The following is a 16,030-nucleotide window of genomic DNA, read 5'->3' as shown; positions in this document are numbered from 1 at the left end:
CCTATCGCGGCGGCGGCAGCCGGTCGACGATGTACCTGGCGATCTCCAGCGAGCTGGTCGCGGCCGGTGACGGGGCGTTGAGGACGTGGACCTGCCGGCCCTCGGCGACGATGAGGAAGTCGTCGACGAGGGCGCCGGCCGGCGTGATGGCCTGGGCGCGCACCCCCGCGGCGGCGGGCACCAGGTCGGCCGCGGTCACCGCGGGCACCAGCCGGGCCAGGCTGTCGGCGAAGCGTTGCTTCGACAGGGAGCGGCGGACCTCGGTGAGCCCGTACCGCAGGTGCTTGCGGGCCAGCTGCCACATGCCGGGGTAGGTGACCGTGTCGGCGACGTCACGGGGGCGGACGCGGGACCACGAGTAGCCCTCGCGGGCGGTGGCGAGGACCGCGTTGGGGCCGGCGTGGACGCTGCCGTCGATCATGCGGGTCAGGTGCACGCCGAGGAACGGGAACTGCGGGTCGGGCACCGGGTAGATCAGGCCGTTGACCAGGTGGCGCCGGGAGTCGCGCAGCTCGAAGTACTCGCCGCGGAACGGGATGATCCGGGCCGGTGGCTTGATGCCGGCGAGCTTCGCGACCCGGTCGGCGTGCAGGCCGGCGCAGTTGACGAGGACGTCGGCGAACACGTCGCCGACGGTGGTGTGCACGACCGTCTCGCCGTGCAGGGTGGAGATCCCGGTCACCCGCGCGCCGAGGCGCAGCGTCGCGCCGGCCTTCTCCAGCAGTGCGGCGAGGGTGGCGCAGACGGCACCGAAGTCGGCGATGCCGGTCGACGCCACGTGGATGCCCTGGACGCAGGCGACCTCCGGCTCGAACGACCGGGCCTCGTCGGCGTCGACCAGCCGGGCGGGGAGCCCGTTGGCGAGAGCACGCTCGTACAGGCCGCGCAAACGGGGCAGCTCGGACGCTTCGGTTGCCACGATCAGCTTGCCGGTCACCTGGTGCGGGATGCCGTGCTCGCGGCAGAAGTCCACCATGGAGGCGCTGCCGGCCTTGCACAGCGTCGCCTTGAGGCTGCCGGGCTGGTAGTAGACACCCGCGTGGATGACGCCGGAGTTGTGGCCCGTCTGATGGGCGCCCCAGGTCAGTTCCTTCTCCACGACGGTGACGTCCGCGCCGGGATGTTCCAGGGTGAGCCGGTGCGCCGTGGCCAAGCCGACGATGCCGCCACCGATGACCACGTACCGCACGCTGCCTCCTTGTGTTCCACCTACACCTGCCGTCCGCCGAATCGTATTCGTGCTAGCGTTCCCGTCCGTGGGTCAGCCTGTCGTCGAAGTGGCACCAGCCAAGCCTTGGCGGGCCCGCCTGATCACCGCCGTCCGGATCCTCGCCGTGCTCGGCATCGTGTATTTCATCGTCGCCACCACGCGCGACCAGTGGCCCGAGGTGCAGGCGACGTTCCGTAGCCTGTCGTGGACGTCGCTGACCCTGTCACTGTTCACTGCCGTCCTGTCACTGTGGGCGACGATGATGGCGTGGCGGTCGATGGTCGGCAGCATGGACCATCCGCTGCGGGTCCGCGACGCCGCCCCGATCATGCTGGTCGGCTCGCTCGGGAAGTATCTGCCGGGTTCCGTGTGGGCGTATGTCGTGCAGATGGAGCTCGGCCGCCGCGCCGGTGTGTCCCGGGCCAAGGTCTTCATCGGCTCGGTCCTGGTGAGCGGTGTCGGCGTCACGACCGGGCTGATCCTGACGTCGCCCGGCTTCGGCACCGCGTTCGACGGGGTGCGCGCCTCCAAGCACGAGGTGTTCGGCTCCCTGGCCGTGTGGTCGTCGATCATCCTGTTGCCGTTCACCGTCGTCTGCTGCTACCCGCCGCTGCTGACCTGGATCGTCGGCCGGGCGATGCGGTTGCTGCGGCGCCCACCGCTGGACCGTCCGATCACCTGGCGGCCGATCCTTTCCACCATGGCGTGGTGCGTCGTCGGCTATCTGACGGCGGGCCTGCACCTGTGGCTGCTGGTGCGCGCGCAGCTGCCGGGCCTGCACGGCCTGACCGGCAGCATCTTCGCGATGGCCCTGGCCATGAGCATCAGCACGTTCGTCATCGTCGCGCCGTCCGGGCTCGGCGCCCGCGAGTTCCTGATGGCCCTCGGCCTGGCCGGTCTGGGCATGCCGTGGGCGACGGCGTGGGCCATGACGCTCATGTCGCGCCTGCTCTTCACCGTCGCCGACGTGGCCGCCGCGGGCGCCGCCGCCGCCGTGGGGCTGCGCCGGATCCGCCACTCACAGCTTCCGGACGAGGAACTCCTCCCAAGTCCCGATCCCGCCCCCGGGCCCGGTCCCCGCGCCGTCGCGTAGCGCCCGGAAGATCCTCCCGGGCAGCCTGATCGGCACGAGCAGCCGCCGTTTCCCGGTGTGGGTGAGGTACGCCTGCCACAGCGCTCGCGTGCTGCGCCGCTGCGGGCCGGAGAAGTCCCCCGGCTGCGCCGGCAGTTCACCCTCGACGATCTCCGCCAGCCGCACGGCCACGTCGTGCACCTCGACCGGCCGCACGTCGAACGCCGGGTAGAACCCGATGAGCGGCAGCTTCGTCAGCGCCTTCGCCAGGGTGAGCACCAGGTCGTGGAACTGGCTGGCGCGCAGCGAGGTCCCGCCGTACGCGGCCACCATCCCCTCGATCGTGACCTTGTCCCGGTAGTAGCCGAGCGGGATCCGGTCGACGCCGACGATCGACACGAACACCAGCTGGGGCTTCCCGGCGGCTTCCAGGGCCTCGATGAGCTTCGCGGTCGCCGCGACGTCCTTGCGTCCGTCGGTCGCCGCGTGCACGACGACGTCGATCCCGTCGAGGGCCTCGGCGAGCCCTTCGCCGGTGAGCAGGTCGGCGTGCGCGTAGCCGGGCCTCGACCGGCTCAAGCCGCGCACCTCGTGACCACGTTCCTTCAGGACGGCGACGACATCCCGCCCGAGCGTCCCGGTCGCGCCGGTGACGAGCACTGTTCGCTTCATGGCATACCAGACGCCTCAGCCGCCGGAACGTGACACCGTGTGGCCCGCGTCTCAGTCCAGGTCGGGGACCTCACCGGCGAGCAGGGCGTCGAGCGGGTCCTTGCCGATCTCGGCGTACGCCCCGTCGACGAGCCGGAACCGCAGCACCGTGCCGTCGGGCTCGACCCGCCAGAAGTGCTCGATCCCGGCGGCGGCGTATTCGAGCGGCTTGAACCACCGGTCGGTCCGCTCCGACCCCGCCGACACGATCTCCGCCGCGAGCAGGACATTCTCCGCCGGTATCCAGACAGTTTCGCCCGGAACGTAACCCTTCGTGACGGCCACGTCGGGGACCCGACCGTTGAGGTCGTCGTCCGTGGTTTTGAGGCCGACGAAGAGACCGGTCCGTCCGGGGAAGCCGTGGTTCATCAACCACACGCCGAGACGCGAAGCGCTGTGTTGGTGCCCAAGAGTCCTCGGCGGTATGACGACGAGGTTGCCTTCGGTCAGCTCGAAGCAGTGCAACTCGTCGGCCTCCGCGAGCGCCGTCACGTCGTGCACTGTCAGCGGTCGAGGCGGCACGTTCAGGGTGACAGTCATGCCGTGGCTCCTTCCCGTCCAGCCCTGACCGTACATGTGGCCATGTGGCCATGCAACAGTGCTGATCGGCAACTTGGAGGAAGGGAGCTACGGGGTGGGGCGGGCGTCGTAGTGTTCGCGGGCCAGGGCGACGTCGGTGCGGTGCCGCTCCGCCCACGTGGTGATCGCGAGCAGGGCGGCGTGCAGCTCCAGGGCCATCGGCGTGAGGCTGTATTCGACCCGCGGCGGGACCGTCGGGTAGACGGTCCGCACGAGCATCCCGTCGCGCTCCAGGTTGCGCAGCGTCAGGGTCAGCATGCGGCGGCTGATGCCGCTGATGGCCCGCTCCAGCTCGGTGAACCGGATCGGGCCGTCGGCCGCGGCCACCAGGATGCACACGCTCCACTTGCCGGCGACGCGGTCGACCAGCTCCTGGACGGTGCACCCACTGAGCATCAGTGCGCTGCTACGAACACCCGCGACGCGACCTCGCGCGGCAGCCGGATGCGCTCGCCGGCCCGGTCGATGCTGACGCCGTCGCGCTCCTGCGCCACGGTGACCGTCGCGCCGGGGTCGATGCCGGCGGTGTGCAGTTGGCGCAGGACGTCGGCGTCGGTCTGGACGCTCTCGCAGATCCGGCTCACCACGACCGCACCGGCGAGGCCGGGGAAGGCGAGGTTGCGCTCGGGGTCGGACGGGTCGTGGGGCGTGGTGCTGCCCTCGAGGCCCTCAAGTCCCGGGATCGGGTTGCCATACGGCGATCGGGTCGGGCGGCCCAGCAGCTCGTAGACCCGCTGCTCGACGGCGTCGCTCATGACGTGCTCCCAGCGGCACGCCTCTTCGTGCGCCTCCTCATACGGCAGGCCGATCACATTGACCAGCAGCAGCTCGGCGAGGCGGTGCTTGCGCATGACGGCGACCGCGTGGACGCGGCCCTCGTCGGTCAGCGCGAGGTGGCGGTCGCCCTCGACGATCAGCAGGCCGTCGCGCTCCATGCGGGCGACGGTCTGGCTGACGGTGGGTCCGCTCTGGTGGAGCCGCTCGGCGATCCGGGCACGCTTGGGAACGACGCCCTCTTCTTCGAGCTCCAGGATCGTCTTCAGGTACATCTCGGTGGTATCCACGAGATCGTTAATTTGAACCACCTCCGGTGGTACACCTTTGCGAAGTGGTATCGACCAGGTCGTTCACTGCCTTGCCCTCCCGGTACGCGATGGTACTCGTCGCGTACGTCAAGATTGGAACGTGACAGCCAACCAAGCGATCTTGGACGGTGCCGTCGTCGCCGAGCTGGTTTGGGAAGCGGGGGTCTCCGCTTTTCACAATCCTACCGGCGCGCGCAGGGTCCCTGCGCACACTGCAAAGGAGGGGCCGGTCACGTGAACACGCTGGTCATGTGGGATGACGCGCTTCTGCGGTACGACATGGGCGAGCACCCCCTCGACCCGGTGCGCGTGGAGCTGACCATGGCACTCGCCCGTGACCTGGGCATCCTCGGTCGCGACGGGGTCACGCTGCGAGCCCCGGAGCAGGCCGGCGACGACGTGCTGGCCACCGTGCACGATCCCGACTACATCGCCGTGGTCAAGGCCGCGTCGACCGGCCGGCGGCTCAGCATCATGGGGCTCGGCACCTCCGACAACCCCACATTCACCGGTATGCACGACGTCAGCGCCCTCATCGCTGGCGCCACCCGGGCCGCCGCCGAGGCGGTCTGGCTCGGCGAGGCCGACCGCGCGGTCAGCATCGCCGGCGGGCTGCACCACGCGATGCCGGCCCGGGCCGCCGGGTTCTGCGTCTACAACGATCCCGCCGTCGCGATCGCCCGGGTGCTGGAGCTCGGCGCGGAACGGGTCGCGTACGTCGACATCGACGTCCACCACGGCGACGGCGTGCAGGAGATCTTCTACGACGACCCGCGGGTGCTCACCGTCAGCCTGCACGAGTCGCCGCACTCGCTCTTCCCCGGCACCGGGTTCCCCGTCGAGACGGGCGGCCCGGGCGCGGAGGGTTCCGCGGTCAACGTCGCACTGCCGGCGGGCACCGACGACGCCGGCTGGCTGCGCGCGTTCCACGCCGTGGTGCCGGGCGTGCTCCGCGCGTTCCGGCCGCAGCTGCTGTTCACGCAGTGCGGCGCCGACACGTACCGGCACGACCCCCTCGCCAACCTGCGGCTGACCGTCGACGGCCAGCGGGCCGCGTACCTCGCGCTGCGCGACCTCGCGACGGAGGTGGCGGGCGGCAAGTGGGTGGCCAGCGGCGGCGGTGGATACGCGCTCGTCGAGTGCGTCCCGCGGGCGTGGACACACCTGCTGGCCGTGCTCACCGGCGACGCCGTCGACCCGTCGACACCGACGCCGGCGTCGTGGCAGTCGCTCGCCGCTCGACGGAGGCCGGGACATCCCGTGCCGACGGAGATGACGGACGGCGGCAACGCGCAATGGTCGCCATGGGTGCCGGGACAGACCCCGGACGGCGTCGACCGGGCGATCATGGCAACCCGCACGGCGAGCTTCCCGCACTTCGGCCTGGACCCGCACGACCCGCGCGACTGAGGCACGAGTGGTGTGAGTGGGACCCTCCACGGAACCGCTGGCGAAGCCGACGGAGCTAGGAACTGATCACGGCCGCTTCCTCCAGGCGGGTCAGGCGCTGCTTGATCCGGTCGAGCTCGGCCAGCATCGCCGTCTCCGCCGCCGTCGAGGTGCCGAACGACGTGTCCGGCGACGGCGCGCCGCGCAGCATGGACAGCTCGTCGTGCATCGCGGTCAGCGCCTGGGCGACCACGTCCAGGAACGCGTCGACCTCGTCCTCGTCGTAGCCGCGCTTGCCGAACGCCGCCTTCGTGAACCGGACGGCTTGCACGTCGGCCGGGGTGAGCATCATCCCGACACGATAACCAACCGGCCGGTGGGAGCATGAAGACGTGACCGAAACACCGGACCGGGCCGCGGACGTCCTGCTCTCCGACGGCACGACCGTCCACTTGCGACCGATCCGGCCCGACGACGCCGACCGGATCGTCGCCCTGCACTCACGGTTCTCCGAGCGGACCCGATACCTGCGGTACTTCTCGGCGTACCCGCGGATCCCGCAGCGCGACCTGGACCGGTTCGTCACCGTCGACCACCGCGACCGGGAGGCGTTCGTCATCGAGCACGGCGGCGAGCTCATCGCCGTGGGCCGCTACGAACGCCTCGGCGCCGGCTCGCACCAGGCGGAGGTGGCGTTCGTGGTCGAGGACGCGCACCAGGGCCGGGGCATCGGCTCCGTCCTCATCGAGCACCTGGTCGCGGCCGCGTCGCAGGAGGGCATCACCGAGTTCGAGGCCGACGTCCTGCCGGTCAACCAGGCGATGCTGCGCGTCTTCATGGCCGCCGGGTTCCAGATCGAGCGCAAGTTCTCCGACGGCGTCGTGCACCTGTGGTTCCCGATCGCGGCGACCCCCGACTCGATGCGCGTCCAGTGGTCCCGCGAGCAGCAGGCCGAGGCGCGCTCGATCGGCCGGCTGCTCAACCCGCGGGGCGTCGCGGTCTACGGCGCCCGCGCCGACGGCACCGGCATCGGCGCCGCCATCCTCGCGCACCTCAAGGCGGCCGGCCCGGCCGGACCACTCATCCCGGTGCACCCGTCGGCCGCCGGCATCGGCGGGCTGCCGGCGGTGGCCGCACTGGCCGGCACCACGCACCCCGTTGACCTGGCGGTGGTCGCGGTGCCGGCGGACGCCGTCCTCTCCGTCGCCGAGGACTGCGCCGCCGCGGGCGTGCACGGCCTCGTGGTCGTGTCCGCCGGGTTCGCCGAGGCCGGACCGGCCGGCGCCGAGGCGCAGGCGACGCTGCTGCGCACGGTCCGCAGCCACGGCATGCGCCTGGTCGGTCCCAACTGCCTCGGCATCGCCAACACCGACCCCGGGGTCCAGCTCAACGCGACCCTCGCGCCGCTGCTGCCGCGCCGGGGCCGGGTCGGCTTCTTCAGCCAGTCCGCCGCCCTCGGCACGGCCCTGCTCGCCGAGGCCGACCGGCGCGGGCTCGGCCTGTCGACATTCGTCTCCGCCGGCAACCGCGCCGACGTGTCCGGCAACGACGCGCTCCAGTACTGGCGCGACGACCCGCACACCGACGCCGTCCTGCTCTACCTGGAGACGTTCGGCAACCCGCGCAAGTTCGCCCGCATCGCCCGCGAGCTGGCCCGGCGCAAACCGGTCGCGGCGGTCGCGAGCCCGGTGCGCACCCCGTTGGTGTCCACGGGCCTGCCTTCCGGGCCTGACGCTCGCGGTGTCGCCGCGCTGTTCGCCAGCTCCGGGGTGATCCGCGTCGACACCGTCGCCGAGCTCTTCGACGTCGGCCTGCTCATCGCCGGGCAGCCCCTGCCGACCGGGGACCGCATCGCGGTCGTCACCAACGCCGCCGCCCTGGGCGTCCTCACCGTCGCGAAGGCGCCGGCCGCCGGCCTCCGGGTCGCCTCCGTCCGTGACCTCGGCCCGGAGGTCAGCGACGCCGACTTCGTCCGCGCGGTGCGGGAGGCTCTCGCCGACGACGCCGTCGACGCGGTCCTCGCCGCCTACGCCCCCGCGCTCGCGATCTCCGGCGACCTCGGCGTCGCGGAGCTGCTGCGCACCTCGGCCGTGGAATCCGCGCGCCCCCTCGCCGTCGTCCTGCCCGCGGACCCGTCGTTCACCGTCGCCCCCGCCTACGTGGAGAGCGACCCGACCGCGCTGCCGACGTACCCGGCGATCGAGGAGGCGGTGCGGGCCCTGGGGCGGGTCGCCCGTTACGCCGCCTGGCGCCGCGAACCGGTCGGGACCGTCCCGACGTTTCCGGCTGTCGCGGCCGACCTGGCCGGCGACATCGACGGGCTGCTCGCCGCGTACGGCGTCCCCGTCGTCCCGTCGCGCCGCACCTCGGGCCCCGACGTCGCGACGGTCGCCGCCGCGCTCGGCCTGCCCGTCGCGTTGAAGGTCGCCACGAAACCGTGGCGGCACCGCCTCGACCTCGGCGCGGTCCGGCTCAACCTCACGTCGCCGGCGCTGGTGGACGAGGCATACCAGGAGCTGGAACGGCTCTTCGGCCTCGGCGTGGAGGTGCTCGTCCAGCCGATGGTCGCCCCCGGTGTCGCCTGCGTGGTCGAGGTCGTCGACGACCCGGCGTTCGGCCCGGTCGTCGGTTTCGGCCTCGGCGGCGAGGCGGCGGACCTGCTCGGTGACCGCGCCTGGCGCCCGGTCCCGCTCACCGACCGCGACGCGGCCGCCCTGGTCCGCGCCCCGCGCGCAGCGCCGCTGCTGACCGGGTACCGCGGCTCCGCCCCGGTCGACCTGGACGCCCTCGCCGATCTGCTGCTGCGCGTCGGCCGCCTGGTGGACGACCAACCGACGCTGTCGTCACTGTCGCTGAACCCGATCCTGGCCCGCCCCGAGGGCCTGGCCGTCCTGCACGCCACGGCCGACTTCACCACCCCGCTGCCCCGCCCCGACAGCGGCCCCCGCCGCCTCTTCTGACCCAACCCCGCCACCCGAACAGCGAACGCCTTGATCGACAGGGACGCCTGGCTGTCGCCGCAGCCAAAGGTTCCTGTCGATCAAGGCGTAGTAGGTGAAACGGTGGGCGCGTTTACGTGACACCTCAGCTGGCGTAGGCCTCGAGGCGCTTGGCGCGGGAGGGGTGGCGCAGCTTGAGCAGGGTGACCTTCTCGATCTGGCGGATGCGCTCCCGCGACAGCCCGAACTCGCGGCCGACCTCGTCGAGGGTGCGCTGCCGGCCGTCGTCGAGGCCGAAGCGGAGCCGGATCACGGCCTGCTCGCGCTGGGAGAGCGTGGAGAGCACGATCTCGACCTCGGACTTCAGCATGCCCTGCGACACGCTGTCGGCGGGCTCCTCGCGGGGGTCGATGCGGGCGACGAAGTCGCCGAGGGCGCTCTCGCCGTCCTCGCCGACGGCCTGGTCGAGGCTGACCGGCTCGCGGTCATACGAGATCAGCTCGATGACCTGGTACTCCTCGATGCCGAGGGCGGCGGCGACCTCGGCCACGACCGGCTCGCGGCCGAGGGTGGCCGACAGGTCGCGGCGGACCCGGACCATGCGGTTGACCTGCTCGACCATGTGCACCGGGATGCGGATGGTGCGGGCCTGGTCGGCCATGGCGCGGGTGATGGCCTGCCGGATCCACCAGGTCGCGTAGGTGGAGAACTTGTAGCCCTTGGTGTAGTCGAACTTCTCGACGGCGCGGATGAGACCGAGGTTGCCCTCCTGGATGAGGTCCAGGAACGCCATGCCGCGGCCGGTGTACCGCTTGGCGATGCTGACCACCAGGCGCAGGTTGGCCTCCAGCAGGTGGGCCTTCGCGGCGCGGCCCTCGCGGACGACGACCTCGTAGGTGTTCATCCACGCGGGGTGGACGTTGCCCGTGCTGAGCTTCTCCTCGGCGTAGAGGCCGGCCTCGATCCGCTTGGAGAGGTCGACCTCCTGCTCGGCGGTGAGCAGCTTGGTCCGTCCGATGGTGTTGAGGTAAGCGCGAACGAGGTCCGCTGAGACGCCCGTGTTGTCGATCTGCGGCTCGTGCTGCTCGTCGGCGTCAGCGTCGACATCGACTGCGTTGAACTCCGTGGTGTCACTCAGCGGCTGGGCCACTTCGCTCGCCTCCCGTGTGCTTGCCTCAGTCTCGGACAAGTGGCGCGATCATTCCTACGGGAAGAAGCTTCGCCCAGCGGGCGTGAAGTGGCGGTGAGGCGGCCGAGCCGTGGCACGAATCCGTGAGTCTCAGATTTCGAGCATCACCGTGTGAGGTCCGACGTTCACGCTCTCGACCAGCATGTGGGTCCGGAACCTTCCGGTTTCGACTACTGCGCCCCGGTCTCGCAGATGCTGGCAGAACGCGGCGATGAGCGGTTCGGCGACCTCGGGGCGGGCGGCGGCGATCCAGGTGGGGCGGCGGCCCTTGCGCGCGTCGCCGTACAGCGTGAACTGCGAGACCACCAGCAGCGGCGCGCCTACCTCGAAAGCCGACTTCTCGTCGGGCAGGATGCGCAGTTCATGAACTTTCCGGGCAAGTGTCTGCGCCGTCGGCACCGTGTCCGTGTGGGTCACCCCGACGAGGACCAGCAGGCCGGACCCGATCGATCCCACGACGGTGTCATCGACGGTGACCGACGCGCGGCTCACCGTCTGCACGAGGGCTCTCACGAGGCGGGCAGCAGGATGCCGCGCTCCACGAGGTGGGCGACGAGCGGGACGGCGACGTCGGCGAGCACGGCGGCCGGCACCTCGTGCGCGGCGGCCAGGATGTCGACCTGATCGCGCAGGGTCACGGTGCCGTCGCTCGCGCCGACGAGGGTGAGGGCGACCGGGTCGACCTCCTCGTTCCACCGCAGGCCGTCGGGCAGGCTCAGCACCTGCTGGCCGACCTCCCAGCCGTCGGGACCCTGGGTCGCCTCCTGCCGCAGGCGCAGACCGGGAGCGGCGGTGAAGCGGGCATCCAGCAGCGAGGCGTGCCGCAGGAAGTCCTGCCGGGTGAACCAGTCACCGATCAGTGGCCCGAACGACCCGTCGACCGTCTGCCGCAGGTCCTCGATGCGCACCGTCGGGTCGTCGTGGCCGCCGGCACGCAGGGTGATCAGGCCGAAGCCGACCGCGTCGACCTTCTGCGCGTCGAACCAGTCCAGCCAGGCCGCGGCCATCGCCGACATGTTCAAAGGGTCCTCGGACGCGTCGGAGAGCCACAGGTTGACGTACGCCACCGGGTCGGAGACCTCACGCTGGATCACCCACGCGTCGAGGCCGGTGCCGGCCAGCCAGTCCGCGACCCGGTCCTCCCACTGCTCGCCGGTGACGTGCAGCCAGTTGGCCAGGAACTGCATGTGCCCGCCGTCGGTGAGCAGCCCCGGCGCGGCGGCCACGAGCTCGGCGCAGACCGCGTCGCCGGGACGGCCGGAGTCGCGATACGTGTGATCGGTCGTCCCCGGGCCGGCCACGAACGGCGGGTTGCTCACGACGAGGTCGAAGCGCCGCCCCGCGACGGGCGTGGTCAGGTCGCCGTGCAGCAGCTCCCAGTCGAGGCCGTTGAGCGCGGCGGTCGTCGCGGCGAACCGCAGCGCGCGGGGGAGCAGGTCGGTCGCGGTGACCTTCGCCGCGTGCGTCGACAGGTGCAGCGCCTGCACGCCGCAGCCGGTGCCGAGGTCCAGCGCGGTCGCGACCGGGTGACGCAGGGTGGCGGCGGCAAGGGTGGTGGAGGCGCCGCCGATGCCGAGCACGTGGTCGCCCGGCAGCGGTTGCCCGGGTCGCATCCCGGCGGACAGGTCCGCCACGACCCACCAGTCGCCGTACGGCTCCAGCTCGACCGCGGCCCGCACACCATCCGCTGCGGGGGACAAAAGCGGTAAAGCCGCCTCAAGGGACAACGGGGACAAGGCCGCGGCGACCTCGGAGAGCGACGAAGTCTGGCCGCACACGAACAGCCGCACCAGCGTCGACAGCCGGCCCGGCTGCTCGGCGGTGCGCTTGAGCGCGGCGCGGAAGTCGTTGCGGGCCAGGGCGGCCGTCGCGGGCTCACCCAGCAGATCCTTGATGCCCTGGGAGGTGTACCGGGCGGAGGTCAGCGCCTCGCGGAGCCGGGCGAGACCGTCGGCGTCGAGCAGTGCGTCCACCCTGACATCCTGCTACGTCAACGTTGGTCGATTCCTAAACAGGCCACGACGCGGGTCGCGTCGGCGGTCAGGAAGAGCTGGAAATGCGTCGGCGGGTCCTCGACCTTCGCCTCACCGATGCGCAGCGGCCGGTCCCCGGAGACCCGTAGCTCGGCGATCGCGTCGTCGCCGCCGAGCATCGGGGTGCCGATCTTCGCCATGTGCTGGGCCCGCCGCGAGTAGCTGCGGGCCAGTTGGTCGGCCGGCACGGTGTCGTCCCACACGACGTAGTCCGCGCCGGCCTGGATCGCGTCCTTGCAGGCCACGAACGCTTCCCCCGGCTCCTCGTCGAGAAGCCGGAGCAGTGCTTCACGCTCCATGACCTATGTGACCATAAAACGGGACTTTTGGTTAGTCCCCGTGCGGCACGATCAGCAGTTCTTGAGCTTCTTGACCACGTCGGCCGGGACCTGCGAACGGCAGACGCCGTCGGTGCCGCCGGCGAGGGCCAGCCACTGCTTCTTGGCGGTGTCGTACTGGAACAGCACGGTCGCCTTGTCCACCGCCTCCGGCTGGGTCATCGCCGTCGCCCAGTTGTCGGCGCAGCTGATGTCGGTGAGGCCCTTGCCGATGTCGACCGCGTTGGACACCTCGAGGTTCGCCACGAACGCCTTCTCCAGGGTCGCCGCGTCGACCGGGCACCCCGCCTGCGGGCTCGCGCCCGGCTTCGTCGGCGCCGGGCCGGTCTGCGGCGGCAGGGACTCTTGCGTGGTGGGTGCCGCGGCGGCGCCGTCGTTGTTCGGCGCGTCGTCCGAGCAGCCGGTCAGTGCGAGGGCCGCGGTGGCGGCGACGCACACGAGAAGTCGCTTCATCACACGCGGAATCCTCAGCCCCAGACCGGCCTGAGACAACCCTCTATCTCCGCAGGACCAGCCCTAGGCTTCGAAGACAGGACCAGCCGTTGGGCTTCGAGACGGGACCAGCGCTAGGGCTTCGAGGCCAGGAACAGCCCGATGGCCTCGACGACGAGCGCGTGGTCGTCGGCCTGCGGCAGCCCGGACACGGTGACGACCCCGACGACCCCGACGTCCACGACCCGGATCGGGAACGCGCCGCCGTGCGTGGCGAAGTCGGCCGGGTCCACCCCGTAGGCCGCGTCCATCGCCTGGCCCTTCGCCGCCATCCGCCGGCCGACCAGGAACGACGACGCGTTGAGCCGCTCCACAACCCGGATCTTGCGCTCGATCCACCGGTCGTTGTCGGGCGCGGTGCCCGGCAGCGCGGCGTGGAACAGCTGATGGCCGTGCCGCCGGATGTCGATCGTGATCGGCAGGCCACGCTCCTTGCCCAGCCGCACCAGCAGCGACCCCAGCGTCCACGCGTCGTCGTTGTCGAACCGCGTGAACCGCAGCCGCTCCTCCTGCTCCACCAGCTCGGCGATGAGCTCTTCCACGCGGGGACTCCTTTGATTTTTCGTTTTCGCCAGGGTACGACCAGAGCCGCAAGCCGGGCGCAAGCGCCTCCCAAGTCACCCGCCGCACGATCCGGGTATGAGAACTTCGACGTGCAGCCTGTACATCGCCGCCGACCCGGCCCGCGTGTGGCGGGCGATCACCGACCCCGGCTTCACCCGGCGCTTCTACCTCGGCCTCGCGGTCGAGTCGCAGTGGATCCCGGGCGCACCGATCGTCTACCGGGCCGAGGCCGGACCCGTCCCCGACGTCCTGCACGGCGACATCGTGCACGTCGAGGAGGGGAGGTTGCTCGTGCACAACCTGTACACCGGCATCGGCGTCGAACAAGAAGTGCACTGCTGGCTGACCTGGTTGATCACGGTCGTCGAGCCGGGCGTGTGCCGGGTCGCGCTCACGTGCGACGACGTGGAGCGCGACCCGGACGAGGAGCGCGACGAGGCGTGGTCGCGGGTCCTGAGCGGCCTCAAGTCGGTGCTCGAGGCCGACCGGTTCACGCCAGGTTCGTGAACGTCGCGGTGACCTGGCCGGCCGCGTCGAGCGCCTCGAGGCGGCCGTGGGCCAGGCTGGCGCTGCGGAACGAGAACGTGCGCACCCCCGGCTCGGCCTCCAGCAGCGGGATGCCGCGCGCCGCGCCGCCGGGCGCCGAGGTGTAGCGCAGCCCCGCCACCTCGGCCCCGACGACGCCGTTGACCCGGACCTTCGTCTTCTCCCGCCGGATCGCGAACGTGACCGGCTGCCCCGCCACCGGCGTGCCGGTGAAGTAGAAGTAGCGCGGGTTGGTGAGGTCGTCGGCGGAGTACGCCTTGAACGTCGGGTCGGCGCCGGCCGGCAGCGGGGTGAGCGCGAGGACGGCGAGCCCGGCCGCGAAGCCGACCGCGACGCGCCGGGCGACGCGGAACCGGGCCGTGCGGAGCTTCACCGCGGCCACCCCGCCGAACCCGGCGACGCAGACCGCGACGAGCCCCAGCGTCCGGGCGTTCTCCAGCGTGAACTGCCACCCGGGGTACACCGCCACGCCGCGCAGCGCGACACCCAGCGACACCGTCATCACGACCAGCAGCGCCACGCCCGCCGCCCGCCGCCCCGCGCCCTCGGCCGCGACCAGCACCATCGCCGCGAGCACCGTCCACACCTGGTGGTGCGTCCACGACACCGGCGACGCCGCCACCGTGGCGCAGCCGACGAGCACCGCGGCCCGCACCGGCTCGCCGTGCAGGTGCAGCTGCCGGGCCCGCAGCAGCGCGGCGCCGCAGATCGCGGCGATGAGCGCCGCCCAGACGACCGGCAGCGTCGCGGGGTCGAGCCCGACCCGCAGCAGCATCCCGTGCACGGACTGGTTGCCCAGCGAGGCGAGATCGCCGATCCGGGAGGTCTGGAAGATGGTGCCGCCCCAGTACCGCACGCTGGCGCCGGGCATGAGCGCCGCCGCGATCCCGGCGCAGGCGACGAACGCCGCCCCGGCCCGCGCGGCGTCCTTGTACCGGCGCGCGACCAGGAAGTACACGACGAACAGCAACGGGGTGAGCTTGATGGCCGCGGCGACCCCGACGAGGATGCCGCGGAACCGGGCCGGGACCACCTGCCCCGCGTCGACCAGCGCCAGCAGCACGATGAAGATGCTCACCTGCCCGAACCGCAGGTTGCTCTGCACCGGCGCCGACACCAGCAGCGCCGACGCGACCACGGCGACCAGCACCCTGGCCCCGACGGGCGTGCGGAACCACGGGGTCGGGCCGTCCGCGGATTGTGCCGCGGATTGTGCCGCCGTTTGTTCGTCCAGCGGGTTGCCGGTGCGGCGGGTCACGGTGCGGGCGATCGCGATCACCGCGACGCATGTCATCGCCAGCCACAGCAGGCCGAGAGTCGCCTCGGGCAGCAGGCTCAACGGCCGGAACAGCACCATCGCGAACGGCGGATACGTGAACGGCCCGCCGTTCTCGGCGACGTAGTCGTAGAGCGGCCCGTCGAACTTCGCCGCCCCGTAGTAGATGTGCAGGTCCGACAGCCGCTGCGGGTCAGGCCGCCGCCACACCAGCGCCGCCGACACCGCGGCGATCCCCCCGAACGCGGCCCACGCCGCCACCACCCTGCGCTCGAACATCACACCAGACTATGGCTCCCGATCAAGCTGGAGACCCGTCCGCCGCACCTGCCGCCGAACGGTTGCCCGCACCCCGGCACCGCCCCGAAACCGGACGCCCACCGGGTATCCGCAGCTTGATGGGTGTGCCGCCGCCGTCTCCGGACCCCGCCGCAACGCCGGCCCGCGACACCGGCCGGGCCGGCGCCCGTCCGCTTCCCGACCTCGGCGCTATCCGATCCAGGTCTCACTCGTCAGTCCGGGACGGCGCGGCTTCCTGAACGCTGCGACAGTCACGTGTTGTATTCGGGAAACTCGGCTCGAGCGTCGCCCAGGCCGTCACCGGACA

At 71.7% G+C, this 16,030-nt stretch carries 17 protein-coding genes; 4 read left to right on the top strand and 13 right to left on the bottom strand.

The window, feature by feature from the left end; translation table 11 throughout:
- Position 1: 1 nt before the first annotated feature.
- Positions 2-1,189, bottom strand: coding sequence for an L-2-hydroxyglutarate dehydrogenase (gene lhgD / locus Dsi01nite_RS11575; RefSeq protein WP_203846095.1), 1,188 nt, complete (start codon positions 1,187-1,189; stop codon positions 2-4).
- A 67-nt stretch (positions 1,190-1,256) separates the two neighbouring features.
- Here lhgD and Dsi01nite_RS11570 point away from each other — a divergent pair, with 67 nt between their 5' ends.
- Positions 1,257-2,303: a lysylphosphatidylglycerol synthase transmembrane domain-containing protein gene (locus Dsi01nite_RS11570; RefSeq protein ID WP_203846094.1), complete on the top strand. Its 1,047-nt coding sequence runs from the start codon at positions 1,257-1,259 to the stop codon at positions 2,301-2,303.
- On the opposite strand, the gene Dsi01nite_RS11565 is transcribed toward Dsi01nite_RS11570, so the two are convergent.
- From Dsi01nite_RS11565 to Dsi01nite_RS11550, 4 genes are all read right to left on the bottom strand, one after another.
- Complete coding sequence (locus tag Dsi01nite_RS11565; RefSeq protein WP_203846093.1) at positions 2,229-2,954, bottom strand: SDR family oxidoreductase; 726 nt, start codon at positions 2,952-2,954, stop codon at positions 2,229-2,231. The two genes, Dsi01nite_RS11570 and Dsi01nite_RS11565, sit on opposite strands and share 75 nt — an antisense overlap.
- Before the next feature lie 51 nt (positions 2,955-3,005).
- Positions 3,006-3,533, bottom strand: a complete 528-nt coding sequence (locus Dsi01nite_RS11560; RefSeq protein ID WP_203846092.1) for a Uma2 family endonuclease — start codon at positions 3,531-3,533, stop codon at positions 3,006-3,008.
- A gap of 87 nt (positions 3,534-3,620) precedes the next feature.
- The gene (locus Dsi01nite_RS11555; RefSeq protein ID WP_203846091.1) at positions 3,621-3,968 is read right to left on the bottom strand and encodes a winged helix-turn-helix transcriptional regulator; all 348 of its coding nucleotides are present in this window, start codon (positions 3,966-3,968) and stop codon (positions 3,621-3,623) included.
- Positions 3,968-4,648: an iron-dependent transcriptional repressor DtxR gene (locus Dsi01nite_RS11550; RefSeq protein WP_373318762.1), complete on the bottom strand. Its 681-nt coding sequence runs from the start codon at positions 4,646-4,648 to the stop codon at positions 3,968-3,970. Before Dsi01nite_RS11550 ends, Dsi01nite_RS11555 begins: the two co-directional genes overlap by 1 nt.
- A gap of 258 nt (positions 4,649-4,906) precedes the next feature.
- On the opposite strand from Dsi01nite_RS11550, the gene Dsi01nite_RS11545 reads away from it, so the two are divergent.
- Positions 4,907-6,067: an acetoin utilization protein AcuC gene (locus Dsi01nite_RS11545; RefSeq protein ID WP_203846124.1), complete on the top strand. Its 1,161-nt coding sequence runs from the start codon at positions 4,907-4,909 to the stop codon at positions 6,065-6,067.
- A gap of 55 nt (positions 6,068-6,122) precedes the next feature.
- On the opposite strand, the gene Dsi01nite_RS58285 is transcribed toward Dsi01nite_RS11545, so the two are convergent.
- Positions 6,123-6,398 (bottom strand): DivIVA domain-containing protein, encoded by a 276-nt coding sequence (locus Dsi01nite_RS58285; protein WP_203846089.1) that lies wholly within the window; start codon positions 6,396-6,398, stop codon positions 6,123-6,125.
- Between the two features lie 40 nt (positions 6,399-6,438).
- Between Dsi01nite_RS58285 and Dsi01nite_RS11535 the strand changes: the two genes are divergently transcribed.
- Positions 6,439-9,006 carry a bifunctional acetate--CoA ligase family protein/GNAT family N-acetyltransferase gene (locus Dsi01nite_RS11535; protein WP_203846088.1) on the top strand — a complete coding sequence of 856 codons (2,568 nt, stop codon included), beginning with the start codon at positions 6,439-6,441 and terminating at the stop codon, positions 9,004-9,006.
- Positions 9,007-9,130: 124 nt separating this feature from the next.
- On the opposite strand, the gene sigB is transcribed toward Dsi01nite_RS11535, so the two are convergent.
- From sigB to Dsi01nite_RS11505, 6 genes are all read right to left on the bottom strand, one after another.
- The gene (gene sigB, locus Dsi01nite_RS11530) at positions 9,131-10,135 is read right to left on the bottom strand and encodes an RNA polymerase sigma factor SigB (RefSeq protein WP_275423351.1); all 1,005 of its coding nucleotides are present in this window, start codon (positions 10,133-10,135) and stop codon (positions 9,131-9,133) included.
- Positions 10,136-10,264: 129 nt separating this feature from the next.
- Positions 10,265-10,687 (bottom strand): D-aminoacyl-tRNA deacylase, encoded by a 423-nt coding sequence (gene dtd, locus Dsi01nite_RS11525; protein ID WP_203846087.1) that lies wholly within the window; start codon positions 10,685-10,687, stop codon positions 10,265-10,267.
- A complete protein-coding gene (locus tag Dsi01nite_RS11520; protein ID WP_203846086.1) occupies positions 10,684-12,147 on the bottom strand; it encodes a DUF7782 domain-containing protein in 1,464 nt (487 codons plus the stop codon). The genes dtd and Dsi01nite_RS11520 overlap by 4 nt, the downstream gene beginning before the upstream one ends.
- A gap of 17 nt (positions 12,148-12,164) precedes the next feature.
- Entirely contained in the window at positions 12,165-12,506 is a 342-nt protein-coding gene (locus Dsi01nite_RS11515; protein WP_203846085.1) for a hypothetical protein, read from the bottom strand.
- Positions 12,507-12,557: 51 nt separating this feature from the next.
- Positions 12,558-12,998, bottom strand: a complete 441-nt coding sequence (locus Dsi01nite_RS11510) for a hypothetical protein (RefSeq protein WP_203846084.1) — start codon at positions 12,996-12,998, stop codon at positions 12,558-12,560.
- A 113-nt stretch (positions 12,999-13,111) separates the two neighbouring features.
- The gene (locus tag Dsi01nite_RS11505) at positions 13,112-13,579 is read right to left on the bottom strand and encodes a heme-degrading domain-containing protein (protein WP_203846083.1); all 468 of its coding nucleotides are present in this window, start codon (positions 13,577-13,579) and stop codon (positions 13,112-13,114) included.
- 97 nt (positions 13,580-13,676) lie between these two features.
- Between Dsi01nite_RS11505 and Dsi01nite_RS11500 the strand changes: the two genes are divergently transcribed.
- Positions 13,677-14,108, top strand: coding sequence for an SRPBCC domain-containing protein (locus Dsi01nite_RS11500; protein ID WP_203846082.1), 432 nt, complete (start codon positions 13,677-13,679; stop codon positions 14,106-14,108).
- Here Dsi01nite_RS11500 and Dsi01nite_RS11495 read toward each other — a convergent pair.
- Positions 14,092-15,702 (bottom strand): glycosyltransferase 87 family protein, encoded by a 1,611-nt coding sequence (locus tag Dsi01nite_RS11495; protein WP_203846081.1) that lies wholly within the window; start codon positions 15,700-15,702, stop codon positions 14,092-14,094. The genes Dsi01nite_RS11500 and Dsi01nite_RS11495 overlap by 17 nt on opposite strands.
- Positions 15,703-16,030 lie beyond the last annotated feature (328 nt).

The organism is Dactylosporangium siamense, assembly GCF_016862795.1.
GTDB lineage: Bacteria > Actinomycetota > Actinomycetes > Mycobacteriales > Micromonosporaceae > Dactylosporangium > Dactylosporangium siamense.
This window is presented reverse-complemented; position numbering and strand designations above follow the sequence as displayed.